This is a genomic window from Gordonia hydrophobica NBRC 16057, from assembly GCF_001592365.1.
GTDB lineage: Bacteria > Actinomycetota > Actinomycetes > Mycobacteriales > Mycobacteriaceae > Gordonia > Gordonia hydrophobica.
This window is the reverse complement of record NZ_BCWU01000002.1, coordinates 333,078-353,747: the sequence shown is the minus strand read 5'-3', so window position 1 is coordinate 353,747 and position 20,670 is coordinate 333,078. Positions and strand designations below refer to the sequence as shown.

Sequence of the window (20,670 nt, the reverse complement as noted above, 5' to 3'; positions counted from 1 at the left end):
ATGTGATGCGCAAGGTTTCGTTCAGAAGCCTTGCGTCCCATAAGCTCCGGCTCGTCCTCACGGTGTTCTCGGTGGTGCTCGGCACCAGCTTCGTCGCCGGTGCGGTCATCTTCACCTCGACCGTGTCGAGCGCGTTCAACTCGATCTTCGACAATGTGGCCAAGGGGGTCTCCGTCGAGGTCAGTGCGACCGGGCAGCAGTCCTCGGGCATCCCGAACTCGATGGTCGACGACCTCGAGAAGAACAAGCAGTCGCTCGGAATTGCACGGGTGGCGACCGGCAACACCGGTTCGGTGACCCTGGCCGATGCGTCGGGCCGCGCCATCCAGACCGGCGGCGCGCCCAGTGTCGGCATAAGCTACACGGCCCCTGACAAGGCGGTCGGTGAACAGGCGACGGTCGTCCAGGGGCGGGCGCCGCAGCGTTCGGGCGAGATCGCCGTGAACTCGGAGGCCGCCGAGAAGGGTGATCTGAAGGTCGGCAGCAAGACCAAGCTCGTCGTCGGTGCCGGCCTGTCGAAGCCGATGGAGGTGACGGTCGTCGGCATCACCGACATGCCGTCGTCGACCGGCGGCTACGTCGGTGTCCTGTTCGACAGCGCGAGTGCGTCGACGCTCTTCTCCGACGGCAAGCACGTCGCCACCGTCGATCTCGCGGCCCGCGACGGGGTGTCCGACACGCAATTGCGCGACGCCGTGCACGCCCATCTCGCGAAGCTGCTCGAGCAACAGGGCCAGCAGATCGACCTGGACAAGGTGTACGACGTCCGCACCGGCGAGCAGGTCCGTGAGGATCAGAAGGAGAGCATCAACCAGTTCCTGACGATCTTCCGTGCCATCCTGCTCGCCTTCGCAGCGATCGGCCTGCTGGTCGGCACGTTCATCATCTACAACACCTTCTCGATGATCGTCGCGCAGCGAAACCGCGAGCTGGCGTTGCTGCGCGCCATCGGCGCCAGCCGGAAGAACGTCTCGCGGTCCGTGCTGTTGGAAGCGCTCATCGTCGGCATTCTCGGCGGTGCTCTCGGGTTGGCGCTCGGCATCGGCATCGCCGCGGTGATGATCGCGTTCACCGAGTCGCAGGGGGTGCCGTCCAACGGCATCGAAGTCGGCGTCGGCGCCATCGTCTCCGCGGTCTTCGTCGGCGTGGTCGTCACCCTGCTCAGCGCCTGGATTCCGGCGCGCCGTGCCTCGCGGATCCCGCCGGTCGAAGCGATGCGGGAGAGCACGGTGGAGCCCGGCGCGGGCTCGCTGCGGGTCCGGACGTTGATCGGTGCCGTCATCGGTGTCCTCGGCATCGTGGCGCTCGTGATCGGCGGACTCGGCGAGGGCACCGGCCCGGCGCTGATCGTCGGTGTTGGTGCGCTCCTGGCGATCATCGCGGTGGTGCTGGCGGCGCCCGCGATCTCGCGGCCCGTCGTCGGTGCGTTCGGCGCGCTCTTCGAGAAGCCGTTCGGCACGGTCGGCAAGCTGGCGCGGACCAATGCGGTCCGCAACCCGCGGCGTTCCGCGGCCACTGCGTTCGCGCTCACCCTCGGCCTGATGCTGGTGGTGATCATCGGAACGCTGGGGTGGTCGTTCAAGGGGACCGTCGACTCCGCCGTCGACAACGGTCTGCGCGCCGACTTCGTCGTGACCGGCACCAACAACATGCCGCTGCCGCTGTCGGTCGCGGACTACGTCACCGACGCGCCCGATGCGGACAAGGTGGTCGCGCAGGCGTACGGCGCCGCCGAGTACGACGGCAAGGACGTCTACCTGAGCTCGCCGTACGGCGGCACCATCGGCGACGTCGCCTCCATCACGATGCTCGAGGGCACGGAGCAACTGCCCGGCGACGGACTCCTGGTCAGCGACACGTCGGCCCGCGACAACGGGTGGAAGTTGGGCCAGGACGTCACGTTCGTCAGCACCAACGGAGAGAACGTCGAGACCCGGGTGACCGGCATCTTCGCAGCGAACGAAGCGATCGCGTCGATGATGGTCGGCTGGGAGTCGTACGAGAAGCTGGTGCCCGATGTGATGAAGCGGATCAGTGGGCCGGTGCTCGTGGTCGCGAAGTCGGGCGCCAACGCCGATCAGCTGCGCACGCAGCTCGAGGATGCGACGGCGGAGTTCCTCACCGCGCAGGTGCAGGACCGCTCGCAGTTCAAGAACTCTATCTCGTCGCAGATCGATCAGATGATGATCACGCTGTATGCCCTGCTGGGCCTGTCGCTGGTGATCGCGGTCCTCGGCATCATCAACACGCTCGCACTGTCGGTGGTGGAACGGGAGCAGGAGATCGGCATGCTCCGCGCCGTCGGCACCAGCCGCGCTCAGGTGCGTCGCACCATCTACCTGGAGTCCACGTACATCGCGGTCTTCGGCGCACTGCTCGGCACGGTGCTGGGGTTGGCGATCGGCATCCCGCTGGTTCGGACGCTCGCGCACTGGGGACTGGAGGGCGTCGTCATCCCGTGGGCGTTGATCGGCGGAACGCTGGTCGGCGCGGCCGTCGTCGGCGTCATCGCCGCGCTGTGGCCTGCCGTCACTGCGGCACGCACGCGACCGCTGGAAGCGATCACGGCTGAATGACGGTGCCGACCTGCCCGGTATACGGTGATCGGCATGAGTAGTTCCGGGTCGAGCCGCAGTCGCACCGTGCTGTTGTCGCTGGTGGTGGTGCTCGCGGTGGTGGTGCTGGCGCTGGTGGGCTTCCTGGTGTTCGGCCAGCAGTCCTCCGGGGAACCCGCAGCCAGCACCAGCGCGACGTCGACCACCCCGACGACGACGTCGGCGCCGACAACGACCGACGAGCAGAGCACATCGGCGGTGCCGAGCCCGACCCGGACCACCACGACGGTGCAGCCGGGCTCGGTGACCTATCAGCTCACCGGCTCGGGCGACGTGGTCGGCCTCTCGTTCCGGACGGAGAACGGACGCGAGGTGGTTGCTGCGACGGGCGCGCCGTGGTCGACGTCGACGACGGTGTCCGGCCGCCGAGTGGAGATGACTGCGATGGTGGTTCGCGGTCCCGTCACCTGCACCATCCTCCAAGGCGAGACGCTGATCTCGTCCAGTACCAGCCACGGTGGTGCGCTGCGCTGCTCAGGGAAACTGCCGCACTGAGTTTTGCCTCGCGGGATGGTCACGCCCGCGTGGGGAGCGGCGTGAAGGGGTTGCGCCCGCGTGGGGAGTTGCGTGAAGGGTTGCCCCACGCTGCTTCCTGCGTCCGGGTTACGCGGCGGCTGTTGGTGCTGCGGTCATGGTCCTTCGTGCGTTTGAGCGAATCGGCTCGCGGCGGCGGTCCGGGTGGTGCGGGTCGGCTGGTGGGCGGAACCAGGGGTGGCGATCCGGGCCGATGAAGACTTCCCAGCCGGTCTGGTGAATCACGGTGTGGTGCATGCGGCAGAGCAGGACGCAATTATCGATCGCGGTGTCTCCGCCCTCCGACCACGGCGTGCAGTGGTGGGCGTCGGTCCAGGAGATCGGCCGCCCGCAGCCGGGGAAGGCGCAGCCTCGGTCGCGGGCTTCCAGTGCCCGGCGGAGGCCCGCGGTGACCAGGCGGTGTTCGCGGCCGACGTCGAGTGGTGCGGAGTTTTGGTCGAGGATCACCCGCCGCATCGCTGCCTCGCAGAGAACCAGTCCGACCGTCGTCGGGGAGATCGGGCCCGTGAAGCCGAGTGACGCGACCTGCGATGAGCCCTCGGGTGCCGAATCTGGTGTGCTCTTGCTGTCACCGGATTGGGTCCGGACGATCATGGTGACGTGCGGGAGAACCCCGCCCGACACCGTCGGCCGCTCCCTGCCACTCAGGTAAGTGCGAATCACCTGGGCGAACGCATCGGATCGACGTTGCTTGGCCGAGCGCGGATCCCGCGAGCCGTCCGGCTGCGGAACCGGCTTACACAGCGGGTCCAGCGCCTGATTGAGCTCTTCGCCGGCCAGCGCGTCCAGATCAAGCGTGCCGGTCGTTCGGCCATCGTCTCCGGTCACCAACGTCATCTCGTTGAGATCGGGGTTTTCGGCGACCGGCACCGCATCCGGATCAGCTTCGTCAACAGCGGGTGCCCATTCGAGAGCGAGTTCGCGAGCGCGGTGGGACACATCGGCCGGAGTGACCTGGCAGGAGAGCCGTCGAGCCAGATCGGCACGCCGGTCCTGATCGAGTGGCACTCGTCGATCGACGAAGGCGATGCCTTTGCCGATGGCGTCGAGTTGTTCGATCGGGATCCCGCCGGTCCGTGCGTGCGCCATCACGCCCGGCATTTCGTGTGCGGCGTGCCCGGTTCGCGCGTATCGGTGCGCGGCTGCGGGCGTGATGCCTAACTGCTTGAGGAGGTCGGTGCTGGTTTTGACGCGTTTGCGAGCCGGTAGGCCGGCGCGTCCGGCGGCGTCGGTCAGTCCCGACATCGCCGTCCCCGCGAGATTGACCACCCGAGTCAACTGCGCCATGGCCTGTCCGATGACGGCGTCATCGAAACCGACCGTCGAAGGACTCTCGCATAAACGCGCGAGTTCCCCTCCGGGCGCAGCGAGGGTGGGTGGGCTGAGCGCTTCGATGAGCGCGTCAGCGAACTCAGTGATGACGTCGACAATAGCCATGACAAATCCCCTTGCCTTCCTTGGCGAGCACGACCCGATAACGGCCGCGATCCTGGCTGAGTGCGTTCTGTCGAACGCGACTCGAAAATGTGAAGCGGAGCATCGTCTCCGGCACGGGGTCACCGAGCAGGAGAGCAGACGCAACCGCTGACGTTGGACAACACGCACGACACCGATCCGACGCAAGCAGTCACCCACGCCGCCAGACCCACCCGAAACCTGAGGAGGGCAGAGGTGGTCTGGCGACGTCGCAGGACAGGCCGCCGGCCCGAAGGCCCGGCACTGGATCACCCGAACCGCCCGACCCCAACCCAAGGAGCCAACTCGAGACGCGACTCCAACCCAAGGAGCCGACCCGAGGAGTGACCCCAACCCAAGGGCCACCCGCGACGATTCGGCGTCGATCCGCACAACCCCTGCCGGCCGAACCCCGGCCGACGGCGGTCCCGCTTCCGTGCGCACCCACCGACCACCCCTTAAAGCCCCTTGCTACGGAAGCAGTCCGTGTCGCCTGTGCGCGACGGCTATGAAGTTCTCAAACAACACGAGACGACCTTCCAGTCCTCCCAATGAAGCTGTACTGACTATGCTACACATCACAAGTATAGAAAACAAGTGTTCGAGTCATAAAGTTTCGACGCGCTCTGAGCATCACTACGCGGCCGCCGAGAAGCCTCGGCGAGACGGATTCGTGCCCACTAAGCCGCAATCACGCGAACACAGTTTCGACTAAGGTGAGTAATCAGTGTCGATCCGTAGTGGCGTGAACGATCTATATTGCGTCCACATGTTCGAGCCTCGGCGGGGAGTTATCCACAGACTTCATCCACAGTGTGCATGAATTACACACATGTGATTTCCACAGTGTGGATGGATCCAAGGGCTCTTCACAACCCCTAGGAAATGGGTGCTGACCTCAGCATTTGCGAAGGACTAGCACCAGGTTCGTCGCGGCGACCTCGCGTATCACCGGGATGTGGACAACCGGCCACGCGAATTTGGGGATATATCTCGGGAGGGCTGTCGACAACTCGGCGTCGGTCGTCGACCGTGCCCACCGCAGGCCGGCCGCTGCGGTGATGGGGAACAGGGAGACGCCGAACAGGTTCTTCGGCAGGCGCCCGTGCTTGCGGGTGTACCACCGCGCCGCACGGTGACCGCCCGCATAATGCGTCAGACCCATCTCATGGCCGCCGAACGGACCCCACCACAGGGTGTAACTGAGGATGATGGTGCCGCCGGGGCGCGTCACCCGCACCATCTCGTCGGCCATCGCCCAGGGAGTCGGCGTGTGCTCGGCGACGTTCGACGAGTAGCAGACGTCCACGCTGCCGGTCCGAAACGGCAGGTGCTCGCCCTGTGCGCGCACGGCTGTCCGCTGGTCGATCCCGGCCGCCGTCATCTCGCCGGCGTCGGGTTCCACCGACAGGTACCGCGCACCGCGCGCGGTGAACGCATCCGCGAAGAATCCCGGGCCGCCGCCGACATCCAGGACGACGGCGCCGTCGAGCGGCTCCGGGTGCAGGCCGGCGACCATCAACGCGGTGTCGTCGGCGAGCGCCGAATAAAAGCGGGCGGGCTCGGGCTGCTCGTACCGGAACTCGCGAAGCAGATGCACGGCTCGTTGCAGCGTCGCGTGCCGAGCGAACTCGGGGGCGGGGGTCTGGGTCCACGACAGGGAGCGAAGCGGCATGGAGTCAGCGTCGCATATCCTGGGCCGAGTGAATTCTCCGACCGATGTCCTGCTGCTCTGCTGGCGCGACACCGGCCACCCCCAGGGCGGCGGCAGCGAACGTTACCTGGAACGCGTCGGTGCGGAACTGGCGCAACGCGGATCCCGCGTCACGCTGCTGACCGCGCACTACCCCGGCGCCCCGCGCAAACAGATGCGCGACGGCGTGCGGATCCTCCGGGCGGGTGGGCGGCTCGGCGTGTATCCCCGCGCGCTGGCGACGCTCGTTGCAGCGCGCCTGGGGCGGGGCCGACTCCCCGGCTATCGTCCCGACGTGGTCGTCGACACCCAGAACGGCGTCCCGTTCTTCGCCCGACTCGTGACGCCGGCGCCGACCGTCGTCCTCGTTCACCACTGTCATCGTGAGCAGTGGCCGGTGGCCGGTCCGGTCTTGGCGAAGATCGGCTGGTTCATCGAGTCGCAGCTCTCGCCGTGGGTGCACCGGCGCAACCGCTATGTGACGGTCTCCGACCCGTCGGCGACCGAGCTTGCGACGCTCGGCGTCGACCGCGACACCATCACCGTGGTGCGCGGCGGGATCGACCCGGTGCCCGACGGCATCGACCAGCCCGCGCGGACCGGCACGCTGCGTCTGGTCGCCGTCTCCCGCCTGGTCCCGCACAAGCAGATCGAGGACGCGCTCACCGTCGTGGCACGCCTCGTCGCGAACGGCGTCGACGTCCACCTCGATGTGGTCGGCGACGGCTGGTGGGCGGACCGACTGCACCAGGCCGCCGCAGCCCACGGCGTGATGGACCGTGTCACCTTCCACGGGCATGTCAGCGACCGGCGAAAGCACGAGGTCCTGGCGGGCGCAGACCTGCATCTGATGCCGTCGCGGAAGGAGGGCTGGGGGCTGGCGGTCATCGAAGCCGCCCAGCACGGTGTCCCGACCATCGGCTACCGCAGCTCCGCCGGACTCGTCGACTCGATCGTCGACGGCGTCACCGGCGTCCTGGTCGACGACGTCGACGAACTGGCTGCCGCCGCCGCGGACCTCGCGGCCGATCCGGGCCGTCGAACGGCGTTGGGGGAGGCGGCTCGCGATCGGTCCGACCGGTTCTCATGGCACACCACGACGGACGGATTCGTCACTGTCTTCGAGCAGGTGCTGCAGTCCTAGCGTCCTGCGCCGTCGCCAACCGCGCCTTCGCGATCTCCGGATGCGCGGCCAGCCGGTCGTCGGGCATCAGCCCGTTCAACAGAAAGCCGGTCAGGCGGTCGATCCGTTCGGGGAGATCGTCGAGTCCCGACACCGCATGCGACAGGATCTGGGCGCCGACGAATGCCTCGGTGATGAAGACGGCGGCATCGTGGGGAGTTAGGCCGGGGCGGACGTCGCCCTGCTCGATCCCGAGGGAGACCAGGTATTTCAATGCTTCGATCCACGCCAGGTAGACGGGGATCGGCGCCTCACCGGAATTGAGTTCGACGGTCAGCCGGATGCCCGCGCGTACCACCGGGTCGGCGCCGAGGAGGCGGCCCATCTCGCGGTTGAGCATCGCGATCTGACACATGCCGCATGCGTCGGTGGCAGCGATCGCGGCGACCGCCTCGATCGACGTCGCCTGGAATTCGTCGACGATGATCTTCGCCAGCGCGTCTTTGGACTGAAAGTGGAAGTAGATGGCGCCGCGCGTCAGTCCGGTCTCGCCGACGATGTCGTTGAGCCGCGCTCGCTCATATCCGACACGACTGAAGAGTTTCGCTGCTCCGAGCACGATCTGCTGACGCGTCTGAGCTGCTCTCGCCTGCTGAGCCATCGGTTCCCCTTGGTGGATGAATCGCCCTGGCATTGCGCGAATACGCCGATAACCTGCGGTGATCGACTTGCGACTGGTTACTGAAGAGTATAGCGTTACGTACCGGTGAACCGGTTTTTCGGGTATGAGACTGAGGCTGCACATCGGCTGGGACACGGAGGAATTCCGCCGACAGGGCCGAGGGGTGCCTCAGGACATGACCGGGATCGGACACCGACGCCAGTGCGCGACTCCCGCGCTCAGTAGATCGCGGGGATGGCGCACTGGCGTCCTGCTGTTCGACGCGCCGCTCACTCGTGCGCGCGACGGGAATCGGCGGCCCACGCGCGCGGGCTCACGCCGTACGCACCGCGGAACCACCGGGAGAAGGCGCTGAGCTCGGAGAACCCGAGATGGACAGCGATGTCGGTGAACGAGGTGCGGCCGCGAAGCACTGCGTCCGCGGCGTACTCGCGTCGTACGTCGTCGAGGATCGACGAGTACGAGGCGTCCGTGGCAGACAACTTCCGGTTCAGCGTCCGGCGATCCATGCCCAAGGTCCGTGCGATCTTGGCCGCCGTGCAGTTCCCGGTCGGGAGCAGCGTCGCGATCAGATCGTGGACCTGGATCGACAGGGTGGGCCCCGCGGCGGGCGCCAGCAGCCCGAGGTATTCCTGAGCGAACGGTCGGAACTGCGGATTCGACAGCGGGTTCGCCTGGTCCAGATCGCTGGTCGGGGTGAGGATGCCGGAGAACTCGTGGTCGAAGACGAGGTGCTCGCCCATCGTGCGATGATGCGTCGACAGATCGGCCGGTGCGGCGTGCGCGAAGTAGACGGTGGTCGGCTCCCAGCCCGCGGGGAGCACGTCGCCGAGGATGCGAAACACGGAGGCGAGCACCAGTTCCGTCGACTGCCGGCCGATCTCGATGCCTGGTGCCGCGCGCACGGTGAGGGTCGCCAGTCCGTGCTGCTCGGACAGCGCCAGATCGATCGCCTCGTTGTGCAGATTGAGGTGGCGCAAGAGTATTCCCAACGCGCTGCGGACGTCTGGCTCTTCGCGGGCCGCCAAGCCGACCGGGCCGAGGTTCGACAGCCCTCGGTCCGCTGACATGCGCAGTCCGAACTCGATGTGTCCGGACTGTGCTGCGGACAGTTCCAGGAGTCGGTCGACGGCCTGGGCGGAGATCCACTCCGTTCCTGAAGTGAAGGCGCCGGGGTCGATGCCGCAGACCCGCATCAGTGCGTGGGGGTTCAGATCGAACGCCTCCGCCTGGTCGACGTAGCCGTTCAGGACGGCACTGCGGAGCATCAGCATCCCCGAACAATATCCCAATCGGTCAAGTTTTATGCCCCAATTGGTCAAGTATGGCGAATGGCGAACTCCTAGCATGAATCGCATCACATCAAAGTTCTGATGTGTCACATCACTCACCGACCGGAACCATCAGCCCGTTTCGAACAAGGAGTTCATCATGCATTTTCACGACGACGCGCTTTTCCCTGAGTTGCAGGACAAGTTGGTCATCACTGCGGCCCCGTACGGGCCGGAGTGGGAGCTGGACGATTTCCGTGAGGATCTGCCGCTGACGATGGACGAGCATGTGCAGAAGGCGGTGGACTGCTATGAGGCCGGGGCGACGGTGCTGCACATTCATGTGCGCGAGGAGGACGGTCACGGCTCGAAGCGGCTGTCGAAGTTCAACGAGCTGCTGGCCGGGCTGCGGGAGGCGGTGCCGGAGATGATCCTGCAGGTCGGCGGGTCGATCTCGTTCGCCCCGGAAGGTGATGGCGCTGATGCCAAGTGGCTCTCGGATGATACGCGGCACATGCTGGCGGAGCTCGATCCCAAGCCTGATCAGGTGACGATCGCGATCAACACCAGCCAGATGAACATCATGGAGTTGATGACTGCGGACGATATCGCCGGTACGTCGTTGGCGCGTCCGGAGTTGTCGGACACCTATCGGGAGATGACGGTGCCTGCGGGCCCGGAGTGGGTGGAGGAGCATCTGCGCAGGTTGCAGGCGGCGGGGATCCAGCCGCATTTCCAGCTGTCGAGTATCCCGCAGTTGGAGACGGTGGAGCGGTTGATCCGTCGGGGTGTGTACACCGGTCCGTTGAATCTGACGTGGGTGGGGATCGGTGGCGGGTTCGATGGCCCGAATCCGTACAACATCATGAACTTCATTCAGCGGGTTCCCGATGGTGCGTGCTTGACGTTGGAGACGTTGATGCGGTCGGTGGCGCCGGTGAATGCGTTGGCGATTGCGTTGGGGTTGCACAGTCGGTGCGGTAACGAGGACACCATTTGGGGTGCCAAGGGCGAGAAGATGGGCTCGGTGGCGCAGATCAAGCAGTTGGTGCGGTTGTCGGAGGAGTTGGGTCGGGAGGTCGCGACGGGTAAGGAGGCGCGGGACATCTACAAGATCGGTGAGAGTTATGCCGATGCGGATGAGACGCTGGCCAAGCTCGGTTTCGCACCCAATCGGCAGCCCGGCCAGGTCGGCTTCACCCACCACGCCTGATCCGTCGACTGAGAGAAGACTCGCAATGACGAGATTCGGCAGACGGGCGGCCACGGTGCTCGGCGCGGCCGCCGCGGTGTGTGCGGCGCTCACCCTGACCGCATGCGGCGGCGGCGACGCCTCCGACGGCGCAGTGGTGAAAGTGGGGATCACCCAGGGAGTCCCCGGCGATCTGATGGCGGTCGTCGCCGACAAGGCGGGACTGTTCGAGAAGCGCGGCGTCAACGTGGAACTGATGCCGCCGTCGCTCACCACCGCGCAGTCCGCGGCGGTGGTGTCCGGCGATCTGACGATCGGGACCATGGTGCCCGGCACCATGTGGCCTGCGATCGACAGGGGCGCCTGCGTCAAGGCACTCGGTTCGACGCTCGGCAACACGCTCGAGGTGATCGCACAGCCCGGAACCCCGGTGACCGGCGATCCGACCGACCCCGACACCACGATGGGGTCGTTGAAGGGCAAGACCATCGGCGTCACCTCGCGCGGCTCCGGCATGGAGCTGTGGATCTCCCAGATGCTCACGCAGGCGGGCCTCGATCCCGCCACGGACGTCTCGTTCGTCGCAGTCGGTGCGCCGGCCACCGCGATCGCAGCCTTCAAGGCCAAGCAGGTCGACGCCATGTACTACGGCCCGACGATGGAAGAACAACTTCCGCCGTCGGAGGTGACGCGAGTGACCGAGATCGTGGGTCGGGACGGCAATGCGCTGTCTCCGCTGGTGCAGGGCTACCCGACGGCGTCGTGCCAGACCATCGAGCAACGGCCGAACGACATCACCAACTACTGCAAGGCGATGTGGGACGCCTACGACTACACGCGCGACGCCGCCAATGACCAACGGGTCGCCGAATGGCTCGGCGAACTGGTCGGTGTCTCGGCGCAGGGTGCGCCGGCGCTCTGGCAGTCCATCAAGAACACGTATCTGCCGTTCTCCATCAGCAAGCAGTCGTGGGAGGCGCAGGCGCCGTTCGCCGGTTCGCCGCCGCCCGCGGTCCCCGACTACGCGACGGCCGTCTACACGCCGTGTGCCGGAGGTGATCCCCGATGACCGTCAGTTCCGCGATCGACGGCGTCGCAGCGACCGAATCGGTCGACAGCCGTAGCGGCCGGAAGCGACCGTCCGCCCTGAAGCGGAAGGGCAAGAAGGTGGTGGTCGGGGCCACGGGCTCCAAGGCCAAGCTGTCGGGCCTGCCGCTGCTCGGCGTGCAGGTACTGCTCCTGGCCGCGCTGCTGGGCCTGTGGCAGCTCACCTACACGGTGTCGTCCACCAACAAGCTGGTGATCTCCAATCCGCAGCTCGTGTGGCAGGCGTTCCTGGACTGGCAGTCGAAGGGCACGTTCTGGAGCGACCTGTCCTCGACCGTGTCGGCGGCCTTGATCGCCCTGGTGGCCAGTGCCGTCGTCGGTGTCCTGGTCGGCATCGGCCTGGCGCTCTCGCCGAGTGTCGAGGCCGTCGTGTCGCCGTTCCTCGATGCGATCAACGCGATGCCGCGCATCGCGCTGGCACCGGTGTTCGTCATCTACTTCGGCATCGGCTCCACCTCGAAGATCGTGCTGGCGTTCACCCTCGTCGTGTTCATCGTGACGATCAACACCCGAGCCGGCGTCTCCAGCGCCGATCCCGAACTGCTGCGGCTGTCCGTCGTGATGGGCGCGAGCAAGTGGCAGCGCTTCTGCAAGGTGCTGTTCCCGGTGGCGATCCCGTCGATCTTCGCCGGGCTGCGGCTCGGCCTGATCTACTCGCTGCTCGGCGTGGTCGGTGCCGAACTCATCGCGTCGACCGCAGGCCTCGGCCAACAGATCTCGGCGTCGTCCGCGGCGTTCGATCTCGGCACCGTGTACGCGGCACTGATCGTCCTCGCGATCATCGCCGCAGCGTTCAACGCACTCTCCGGTCGGATCGAGAAGTCGATCCTCCGTTGGCAACCTCCTCAGGACTCGTGATGACTCAGCAGCAGACCGCGTACACCGCGGCGAAGACCGCGACCGATGCCCCGGCGTTCACGATCGACGGCGCCACCATCGACTACACCCCGGCAGGCGCCACCACGTTCTCCGGCGTCAACAACCTGTCCTTGACGGGTCGACGCGGCGAACTCCTGGTCCTCGTCGGCCACAGCGGGTGCGGCAAGACCACCGCACTGAACATCCTCGGCGGACTGTCGGCGCCGACCACCGGCTCGGTGTCGGTGCTCGGCAGCACACCGCAGCAGGCCCGTTCGCAGATGGGGTACATGTTCGCGCGTGATGCGCTGTACCCGTGGCGCACCGCGCGCCGCAACGTGGAACTCGGGATGGAGATCGCGCGCGTCGGCAAGGCCGAACGACGTGATCGGGCGATGGACATGCTGGCCCGGGTGGGTCTGGAACACGTCGCGGACCGTTATCCGTGGCAGCTGTCGCAGGGCATGCGTCAGCGCGTGGCGCTCGCCCGCACCTGGGTGATGAAACCGGCGCTGATCCTGATGGACGAGCCGTTCTCCGCGCTGGACGCCCAGACGCGCGACGTGGTGCGCGACGAGTTCCTCAACGTCTGGTCGCAGGAGCGGCAGACCGTGGTCTTCGTGACACACGACCTGACCGAGGCCCTCACCATCGCCGACCGGGTGGTCGCGATGCGGGCGGGCGAAGTGGTGGTCGACCTCGCCGTCGACCTGGACCGACCGCGCGACACCGCGACGCTCGGCGAGTCGGCCCGCTACCGCGCGATGCTCGCCGAACTGCGCGACGCACTCAACCAGGAGGAAGAGCACTGATGAGCGCCGATGCAACAACCGCGCCCACCGTCACCGACACCCCGGTCGTCGACGCCATGAAGGCGGGCGGCGGATGGAACAATCTCTGGGACGGTCTGTACGCGATGGATCCGTCGTGGACTGAGAAGTACATGGACATGGCGATGCAGCCCTACCTGAGCGGGGTGATCCCGCCGAAGGTCGTCCAACTGCTGTGCATCGCCGTCGACGCATCCGCCACCCACATGTACGCGCCGGGGACCCGGCGCCACATCCAGGCCGCTCTCGACATGGGCGTCACGCCGGAGGAGATCCTCGAGGTGCTCAAACTCGCCACCATCGTCGGCATCCACTCGTGCAACATCGGCGCCCCGATCCTGCAGGAGGAGATGCAGGCCCGAGGCCTCTGGCCCGATTCACCGACATCGTCCGCCGACTGAGTCTGCACAGAGAAGAGAACTGAATGCGTCTGCAAGACAAGGTCGCGCTGGTCACCGGCGCGGCGCAGGGGCTCGGTCGCGCGATCGCGACCGCCATGGCGCAGGACGGCGCCGATGTCGTCATCTGCGACATCCAGGAGCAGAAGCTGCACGACGTCGCCCGCGAGATCGAAGCCCTCGGTCGCCGGTGCCTGCCGGTGGTCTGCGACGTGTCGTCGCCCACCGAGGTCGCGAGCATGTTCGCCACCGCGGCCGAACGGTTCGGCACCGTGCACATCCTCGTCAACAACGCGGCCAAGGTGCCGACCAGACCGGCCGACGAGGAGCGTCGCAACAAGCATTACGCGTACGTCACGACACCGATGCCCCGCCAGGCCGTCGGCGTCACCAGCAGCCTGACCGAGGACGACTGGCTGCGGTGGTGGGACGTCAACGCCAACGGCGTCTTCTACTGCACGCAAGAGGCGTTGAAGTACATGGTCCCGCAGCAATACGGGCGGATCATCAACATCTCCTCGGTCGCGGGCATCTCGACCGCGAGCATGCACAGTCCCGGCTACTCGGCGAGCAAGGCGGCCGTCGCCAGCCTCACCAAGACGGTGGCGCTCGACGTCGCGGGCGCGGGCGTCTATGTGAACGCCATCGCCTGCGGCGGTGTGCTGACCCCGCCGTTCGAGGAGTATCTGGAGCACGCCTCCGACGAGCAGCGACAGAATCTGTACCAGATGATCCCGGCGGGCCGACTCGGCCGCCCCGAGGAGTACGCCTCCCTCGCGGTCTATCTCGCCACGGAGAACCACTACCTGGTCGGACAGGTCATCAGCCCCAACGGCGGAGTCGTCATCTGATGTGTCCGCCATCGATCTCCACACTCCGTGCGATCCGCGACGGATCCTTGGAAAGGAACACCCCATGAGCCGAACAACCCGCTGGCGACGATCCCTCGCCGCTCTCACGGTCGCCGTCGGCACCGCCCTCGCCGTGGTCGCCTGCGGCGGCGGCGAGCAGCAGGCCGCCGACGGCCAGGGCGATACGCTGAAAGTCGGCCTCGCCCGCGGCGTCCCCGCCGACCTGATGACCTACGTCGCCGACCAGGAGGGCTTCTTCACCGAGCGCGGCCTGAACGTCGACTTGGTCACGATGGACAACGCCAACAGCCTCGCCACCGCGTTGATCGCGGGTGACCTCGACGTCGACACCATGGTGCCCGCGCTGATGTGGCCCGCCCTCGACAAGGGAGCGTGCGTGAAGGCGATGGGCAGCACCATCGGCAACTCGCTCGAACTCGTCGCCCAGCCGGACCTTGCCGTGACCGGCGACCCGACCGATCCCACGACGACGCTGGCGTCGCTGAAGGGTAAGACGATCGGCGTCATCGCCCGCGGTTCCGGCACCGAACTGTGGACGTCGGCACTGCTGGAGCAGGCCGGTCTGGATCCGGCCAAGGACGTCACCTTCGTCGCCGTCGGGGTGCCTGCCACCGCGGTCCAGGCGTTCAAGGCCAAGCAGGTCGACGCGATGTACTACGGCCCGACGATGGAGGAACAACTGCCACCGTCGGAGGTCACCCGCGTCACCGACATCGTCGGCCGTTCGGGCAACGCGCTCTCACCGCTGGTCCAGGCGTACTACACGGGATCCTGTCAGGCGCTGGAGAACCGTCCGAAGGACATGGGCAACTACTGCCGGGCCATCTGGGACGCCTACTCGTTCTCCCAGGACGCGAAGAACAACGAGGTCATGGGCAAGCACCTCGGCGATCTGATCGGCGCGTCGCCCGCAGCGGGCGCGCAGTCGTGGGCCAAGTTGAAGAGCGCCTACCTCGCGCCGACGATCGAGAAGTCGGCGTGGGACGCTCAGGCCCCGCTGGTGGCGTCACCCGCGCCGACCGTGCCCGACTTCGCGTCGTCCACCTACGAGCCGTGCGCTCAGGGGGACCCGCGGTAACGACGCATCCGCGCCGCTGCACCGACGACGATCGCGCCGACCCACAGCGCGAACGCGACTGACGCCGCCACCCACGCCGTGACCCCCGGCGCGGGTGGCGGCGTCACGTTCGCGATGCGGTAGGCGCGCAGATGGTCCGCCGCATATGCGGGCGTCGCGGCAGCGAGCATGCCGGGCGGGTCGGCCTCCTCGACGACCACCCAGCCGACGCCCAGCGCGGCGAGCCGTCGGGGATCTCCGCCGGCGTCGAGTGCGGCGACGACGTCGGCGGTCCGGCCGGTGGGCTCGTCGACGGTCTGACCGTCGATCGTCAACGCCCCGGACACGACCACCGGTGCGTTCAGCATCCGGGGCAACGGCGTCAACGACGGCCCGTCGGCCCACGACAGGTGTCGCACCTGCGTCGCGGGCCACACCGCGACGGACCCGTCGCGGTGGTCGTCGATCAGCGCGGCGACCGCGGCGTAGTCGGCGGGATAGGAGACCGGTGCGATGGCGCCGCCCACGCCCCACGCGAGGTCGGGCAGCGGTGCCGCGATCAGCGCGCCGACCGCCGCGAGCGCGAACCCGGACGGGACCAGCCTGCGCAGCGCGAGCACCGCCGCGGCCGCCGCGACGCTCGCGAACGGCACGGCGAGCGCCAGGAACTTCTGGGTGTCACGCAGCAGACCCGCACCCGGGACGTGCGTCAGGATCGCGTCCATGGTGGCGATGCCCGGCGGCGTGGCCGCAACGACCACCAGCACCACCACGCCGCCGGCCAGCACGCCGAGCGCGGCGACGGTCCGGTCGAGCGGCCGTCGTCGCAACAGCATCCCTGCGCCGATCGCCACGACCGCGAGCAGGGCGCCGGTCGCCACCGCAGCCCACGGCGACGTCCTGCTGGCCGGGGTCGCGTCCGCGTTCCAGATGCCGCCGAGGCTGAGGGCCGTGCCCACCGAACCCAGCCACGGCTCACTCCGCAGCGCGAACGCCGCCGCTCCGCCCGACGAACCGACGCCGTCGGCGGCCGCCGCGCCGACCAACCACGGAGCGGCCGTCACCAACCAGCATCCGGCAGCGACACCCGCCCGACGCCACGGGAGGCGGACGGCGATCGCACTGGTGACGACGACGGCCGCCACCAGCACCGAACCGGTCGGGGTGAGGCCGCCCGCGGCACACACCCCGGCCAGCCGAGCCCAGGACCGCAGACCCGGCCGGTCGGCGACGTCGAGCACCGCGCAGAACGCCCACCCGAGTGCGGCGTACCCGGCGAGCAGACTCCAGTGCCCCTGCAGGAGCCGTTCGGCGACGTACGGATTCCAGATCGCGAACACGGCGGCGGCGACGGCGCCCGTGGTCCCGACGTCGGGGACCAGCCGTTGTGCCAGCCTGCCGTACCCGACGCCCGCCGCGAACAGGGCGAGCGCGGTGAGTCCGGCGACCAGCCAGCCGCCGTCGATCACCGACGACGCCACCGCGAGCAGACCGTCCTGCGGGACGGAGCGGGGGGCGGCCCCGCCGATGCCGAATGCGTCGGCGGTGATCGGGAACCGTGGTACCGCGACCGCGTCGCGGTACAGCAGGTAGTCGCCGAAGAGCGGTGCGCAGATCAGCGCGGTGAGCAGCCCGCTGACCGCATACAGCAAGAGGTCAGAAGTGGTAGGTGTCGGTCGGCGCAGGCATGTGATCGTTCATGACGAAATCGTCCGGAACGATCTTGTACGCGCGCGCCAACTCCAAGATCTTGGTGCCGCGCGCGATGCGAGGCAGGTCGGAACCGTTCCGGATCTCGCCGCCGTCGGCCTCGAACTCCGCGAAGAACTCCCGCGCCCACTTGATCTCGTCCTGCGACGGCGACAGCCCCTCGTTGACCGGCCCGCACTGGTCCGGCGTCAGGCAGATCTTGCCGGTCATGCCGAACTCCGAGCTCACGGCCGTCGCCTCCGACAGTTTCAGGGCGCTGGAGCCGACGGTGGGACCGTCGATCGCCGACGGCAGGTTCGCGGACTTCGCAGCGATCGTGAACCGCGACCGCGCGTAGGCGAGAGTCGTCGGCAGTTCACCGAAACCGGTGTCGCGGCGGAAGTCGCCGATGCCGAACGCCAGGCGGAAGGTGCCTTTGGCCGATGCGATCTCGGTGATTCGCTCCAACCCGCGCGCGGTCTCGACCAACGCGACGATCGGCACGCCGGGAACCCGTCGCGCGGTCTCGGTGACGTGATCGACCGACTCCACCATCGCCAGCATGATGCCGCCGATGGACGTCCCGGTCAACGCCGCCAGATCGGCCGCCCACCATGGGCTGCCGAAGCCGTTGATCCGTACCCAGTCGGAGTGCCCGTCGGCCAGCCAGCGGACCACGTTGTCGCGGGCACTGTCCTTGTCCTTTGGCGCCACGGCGTCTTCGATGTCGAGGATCACGATGTCGGCGCGGGAGCGTGACGCGGCGTCGAACCGGTCGTACTGGGCGCCGTTCACCAGCAGCCAGCTCCGAGCCAGTACCGGGTCGATGCGGGAACCGACGTCGGACGGATCAGGCTCGTGAAAGGGTTCGGTGTCGTACATCGACTGTCAACGCTCGTCTCGATCGGGTGGATACTGCCGATGAAGTCTATCGTGCACCTGCCGTGCACACTGGTCAGCATGGTCTCCCGTGCCGCACCGCTTCGCCGCGACGCCGTGGTGCGTTCGGTCGGCTGGGTGACGGCGGGAACGCTGCTGGCGAACGTCCTCGCCTACGTCGTCCAGGTGCCCGCGAGTCGCCTGCTGGGTCCGGACGGGTACGGCGAGTTCGCGGTGCTGGGCGCCGCGATGCTCGTAGCGTCCGTTCCCGCGCTCGCGCTGCAGGCGGTGATCGCCCGGCAGGTGGTCCGGGGATCGTCGCCCGCGCGGTTGCGGCGCCTGATCGGCGTGGTCTTCCTCGCGGTCGCGGCGCTGTCGGTGGTCGCGACGCTGGTGATGATGGCGGTGGCGCGCACCGGACCGGCTGCGACGGCGGCGTCCCTGAGCAGCGCTGCCCCGCTCGCCGTGATCGCGGGCGGACAGGGATTTCTGCAGGGCGCCGGGCGGTTCCGGCTCCTCGGGTCGGTGCTCGCCGCGGTCGGGATCCTGCGGTCGGTACCGGTGATCGGCGCCGTGGTCGCGGGCGCCGACGCCACCGGCGCTCTGCTCGCGGGGACGCTCGGCACCGTCGTCGCCGCGATCGCGGTCGGTGTGATCGCCACCCGCGAGGGCGTTCCGGGGGACCGGTTGCGCGACGTCGAGGTGTCTGCCTCGGCGGTGCTGGCGGCGTCGGGCGTGCAGTTCGTGATGATCGTCGCGGTGTCGGTGGACCTGCTGCTGTCGCGGGCGGTGCTCTCGCCCGCCGACGCAGGGGTCTATGCGCTGGGCGCCGTCGCCACCAAAGCCGCGTTCTGGCTGCCGCAGGCCATCGGGGTGGTCGCGTACCCGAGGCTCGCCGATCCGGTGCGGTCGGCGGCGGCGTTGCGGCGCGCCGTCGCCGTGCTCGCCGCGATCGGGGCGGGTTTGACGGTCCTCGCCGCCGTCGGCGGGCCGCTGGTGCCGATCGTGATCTCCGACGACTACCGCGGCGTCGCCGGACTGATGTGGGCGTTCGCGCTCGCCGGCGCGCTGCTCGCGGTATTGCAGTTGATGCTGCTGACGGCCATCGCCCGCAATCGCGCGCGGGGCGCGCTGCCCGCCCTCGCGGTGCTGGTGGTGGAAGTGGTCGTGATCGTGACGGCCGTCGGCTCGGTGACCGGCCTCGTCGCGGTGTCGGTGATCGCGGCCGCGTGCGCGGTGGCCGCCACCGCGGCGTGGCTGACGCTGGAACGGTCCGGTCGCGGCCCCGACCGCATCTGAACTCAGGTGCGGGATCGGCGCCACAGGATGATCCCGGTGACGATGAGCACGACACCGCCGAGGACGCCGAACACGATCGGCAGGATCACCGTGGTCAGCGTGACCGGCCACGCGCGGTCGGCGGCCTGCGCGGCGCCGTCGGTCCGCGTCTGCGCGTCGCCGGTGAGGACGGTGCTCAGGTTGGTCAATCGATAGTCGGCCAGAGCGCTGTTCTCGCCGACGGTGTCCGCGGTGAACCGGTACTCCTCATGGACCTCGAGGCGCTCGTCGACGACGACGCCGGTCGCGGTGTCGACGAACAGATCGACGGTGGCCCGGTGGTGCAGTGTGGCCGTGAGATCGGTGGTCGGTGAGACGCCGGCGAATCGGCCGAACCACGATGCGGGTTTCGCGATCACGCCGCGCGGGTCGGTGCCGAGCGCGCCGATGTCGGTGTCGGGAACCAGCGTCCGCAGGTGTGCGACGGTCCGCCCCGCCACCTCCGTCTCGCCGACGTTCTGCAGCGGCAGCGTCTGCCTGGTCACCGGATCGAAGTAGTCGCCCGGCTGGTCGAAGCCGAACGGCAGAACATAGGTGCGGCCGCGCCGGTCGGGAACCGGGACCGCGGCACGCGCGTCGTCGTACTGGATGCTGGAGTCCGCTCGCGGCGACGCGCTCCGCCGATCGAGGGTCACCCGGTCGATGATCGCGGTGAGCGTCGCCTCCTTGCAGACCTTCTCGGCGTCCACCCGCTTGCCGTCGACCAGATACTCGTCGACGCCGAGCGCGGTTCCCGCCTGCAAGGTCACCACATCCGCGTCGGCGGGGCGGACCGCGACGACGCGACGTCGTTGCTGCACGCGTGCCTGCAGGACCTGGGCCGCCGGGGCGTCGAGGGAGCAGCGGTTCAGGACGTCGGTGTCGTCCGCGCCGTCCGACACCGACGTCCGGTCGATGCTGAGCGGGACCTTGGTGAGGCCCGAACCGATCAGCGGTCCCATGGCGACCGCCGCTGCCACCAGCAGTGTGCCGAAGAAGATCGCGGTCGGCGCCAGCAGGTCCCGGGCCGAGAATCGCGGGGCGTCGGCGGAGGCGCGTTCGGACATGGCACCGACTGTATGCGGAGGCACCGCTGCC

Annotated in this window: 18 protein-coding genes; 11 read left to right on the top strand and 7 right to left on the bottom strand. The window is 68.1% G+C overall.

Going from position 1 to position 20,670, the window contains the following annotated elements:
• Positions 1–5: 5 nt before the first annotated feature.
• Both GH2_RS05165 and GH2_RS05160 read left to right on the top strand, forming a co-directional pair.
• Entirely contained in the window at positions 6–2,576 is a 2,571-nt protein-coding gene (locus tag GH2_RS05165) for an ABC transporter permease (protein WP_066163898.1), read from the top strand.
• 33 nt (positions 2,577–2,609) lie between these two features.
• Entirely contained in the window at positions 2,610–3,110 is a 501-nt protein-coding gene (locus tag GH2_RS05160) for a hypothetical protein (protein WP_066164337.1), read from the top strand.
• A 108-nt stretch (positions 3,111–3,218) separates the two neighbouring features.
• Here the strand turns inward: GH2_RS05160 and GH2_RS05155 are convergent, their stop codons facing one another.
• Together GH2_RS05155 and GH2_RS05150 are read right to left on the bottom strand one after the other, a co-directional pair.
• Positions 3,219–4,586: an HNH endonuclease signature motif containing protein gene (locus GH2_RS05155; protein WP_066163895.1), complete on the bottom strand. Its 1,368-nt coding sequence runs from the start codon at positions 4,584–4,586 to the stop codon at positions 3,219–3,221.
• Between the two features lie 916 nt (positions 4,587–5,502).
• Entirely contained in the window at positions 5,503–6,279 is a 777-nt protein-coding gene (locus tag GH2_RS05150) for a class I SAM-dependent methyltransferase (protein ID WP_066163892.1), read from the bottom strand.
• A gap of 28 nt (positions 6,280–6,307) precedes the next feature.
• On the opposite strand from GH2_RS05150, the gene GH2_RS05145 reads away from it, so the two are divergent.
• Positions 6,308–7,441, top strand: a complete 1,134-nt coding sequence (locus GH2_RS05145) for a glycosyltransferase family 4 protein (protein WP_157086009.1) — start codon at positions 6,308–6,310, stop codon at positions 7,439–7,441.
• On the opposite strand, the gene GH2_RS05140 is transcribed toward GH2_RS05145, so the two are convergent.
• Together GH2_RS05140 and GH2_RS05135 are read right to left on the bottom strand one after the other, a co-directional pair.
• A complete protein-coding gene (locus GH2_RS05140) occupies positions 7,410–8,081 on the bottom strand; it encodes a ScbR family autoregulator-binding transcription factor (protein ID WP_066163887.1) in 672 nt (223 codons plus the stop codon). The genes GH2_RS05145 and GH2_RS05140 overlap by 32 nt on opposite strands.
• Positions 8,082–8,371: 290 nt before the next feature.
• Positions 8,372–9,376 carry an AraC family transcriptional regulator gene (locus tag GH2_RS05135; RefSeq protein WP_066163884.1) on the bottom strand — a complete coding sequence of 335 codons (1,005 nt, stop codon included), beginning with the start codon at positions 9,374–9,376 and terminating at the stop codon, positions 8,372–8,374.
• Positions 9,377–9,533: 157 nt separating this feature from the next.
• Here GH2_RS05135 and GH2_RS05130 point away from each other — a divergent pair, with 157 nt between their 5' ends.
• From GH2_RS05130 to GH2_RS05100, 7 genes are all read left to right on the top strand, one after another.
• Positions 9,534–10,586, top strand: a complete 1,053-nt coding sequence (locus GH2_RS05130) for a beta-keto acid cleavage family enzyme (RefSeq protein WP_066163879.1) — start codon at positions 9,534–9,536, stop codon at positions 10,584–10,586.
• A gap of 25 nt (positions 10,587–10,611) precedes the next feature.
• On the top strand, positions 10,612–11,634 hold the full coding sequence (locus GH2_RS05125; protein WP_169802422.1) for an ABC transporter substrate-binding protein: 1,023 nt from the start codon (positions 10,612–10,614) through the stop codon (positions 11,632–11,634).
• Positions 11,631–12,530, top strand: a complete 900-nt coding sequence (locus GH2_RS05120) for an ABC transporter permease (RefSeq protein WP_239588355.1) — start codon at positions 11,631–11,633, stop codon at positions 12,528–12,530. Before GH2_RS05125 ends, GH2_RS05120 begins: the two co-directional genes overlap by 4 nt.
• A complete protein-coding gene (locus tag GH2_RS05115) occupies positions 12,530–13,342 on the top strand; it encodes an ABC transporter ATP-binding protein (protein WP_084247318.1) in 813 nt (270 codons plus the stop codon). Before GH2_RS05120 ends, GH2_RS05115 begins: the two co-directional genes overlap by 1 nt.
• Positions 13,342–13,761: a carboxymuconolactone decarboxylase family protein gene (locus GH2_RS05110; RefSeq protein WP_084247317.1), complete on the top strand. Its 420-nt coding sequence runs from the start codon at positions 13,342–13,344 to the stop codon at positions 13,759–13,761. The genes GH2_RS05115 and GH2_RS05110 overlap by 1 nt, the downstream gene beginning before the upstream one ends.
• 23 nt (positions 13,762–13,784) lie before the next feature.
• On the top strand, positions 13,785–14,609 hold the full coding sequence (locus GH2_RS05105) for an SDR family NAD(P)-dependent oxidoreductase (protein WP_066163873.1): 825 nt from the start codon (positions 13,785–13,787) through the stop codon (positions 14,607–14,609).
• Positions 14,610–14,673: 64 nt separating this feature from the next.
• Complete coding sequence (locus GH2_RS05100; RefSeq protein ID WP_066163870.1) at positions 14,674–15,708, top strand: ABC transporter substrate-binding protein; 1,035 nt, start codon at positions 14,674–14,676, stop codon at positions 15,706–15,708.
• Here GH2_RS05100 and GH2_RS05095 read toward each other — a convergent pair.
• Entirely contained in the window at positions 15,690–17,339 is a 1,650-nt protein-coding gene (locus tag GH2_RS05095) for an MmpA family trehalose lipid delivery protein (RefSeq protein WP_239588354.1), read from the bottom strand. The two genes, GH2_RS05100 and GH2_RS05095, sit on opposite strands and share 19 nt — an antisense overlap.
• 4 nt (positions 17,340–17,343) lie before the next feature.
• Positions 17,344–18,258, bottom strand: a complete 915-nt coding sequence (locus tag GH2_RS05090; RefSeq protein WP_066163864.1) for an HpcH/HpaI aldolase/citrate lyase family protein — start codon at positions 18,256–18,258, stop codon at positions 17,344–17,346.
• Between the two features lie 39 nt (positions 18,259–18,297).
• Here GH2_RS05090 and GH2_RS05085 point away from each other — a divergent pair, with 39 nt between their 5' ends.
• Entirely contained in the window at positions 18,298–19,554 is a 1,257-nt protein-coding gene (locus GH2_RS05085; protein WP_239588353.1) for an MATE family efflux transporter, read from the top strand.
• A 2-nt stretch (positions 19,555–19,556) separates the two neighbouring features.
• Here the strand turns inward: GH2_RS05085 and pgfA are convergent, their stop codons facing one another.
• The gene (gene pgfA, locus GH2_RS05080) at positions 19,557–20,639 is read right to left on the bottom strand and encodes a cell envelope lipid trafficking protein PgfA (protein ID WP_066163861.1); all 1,083 of its coding nucleotides are present in this window, start codon (positions 20,637–20,639) and stop codon (positions 19,557–19,559) included.
• Positions 20,640–20,670 lie beyond the last annotated feature (31 nt).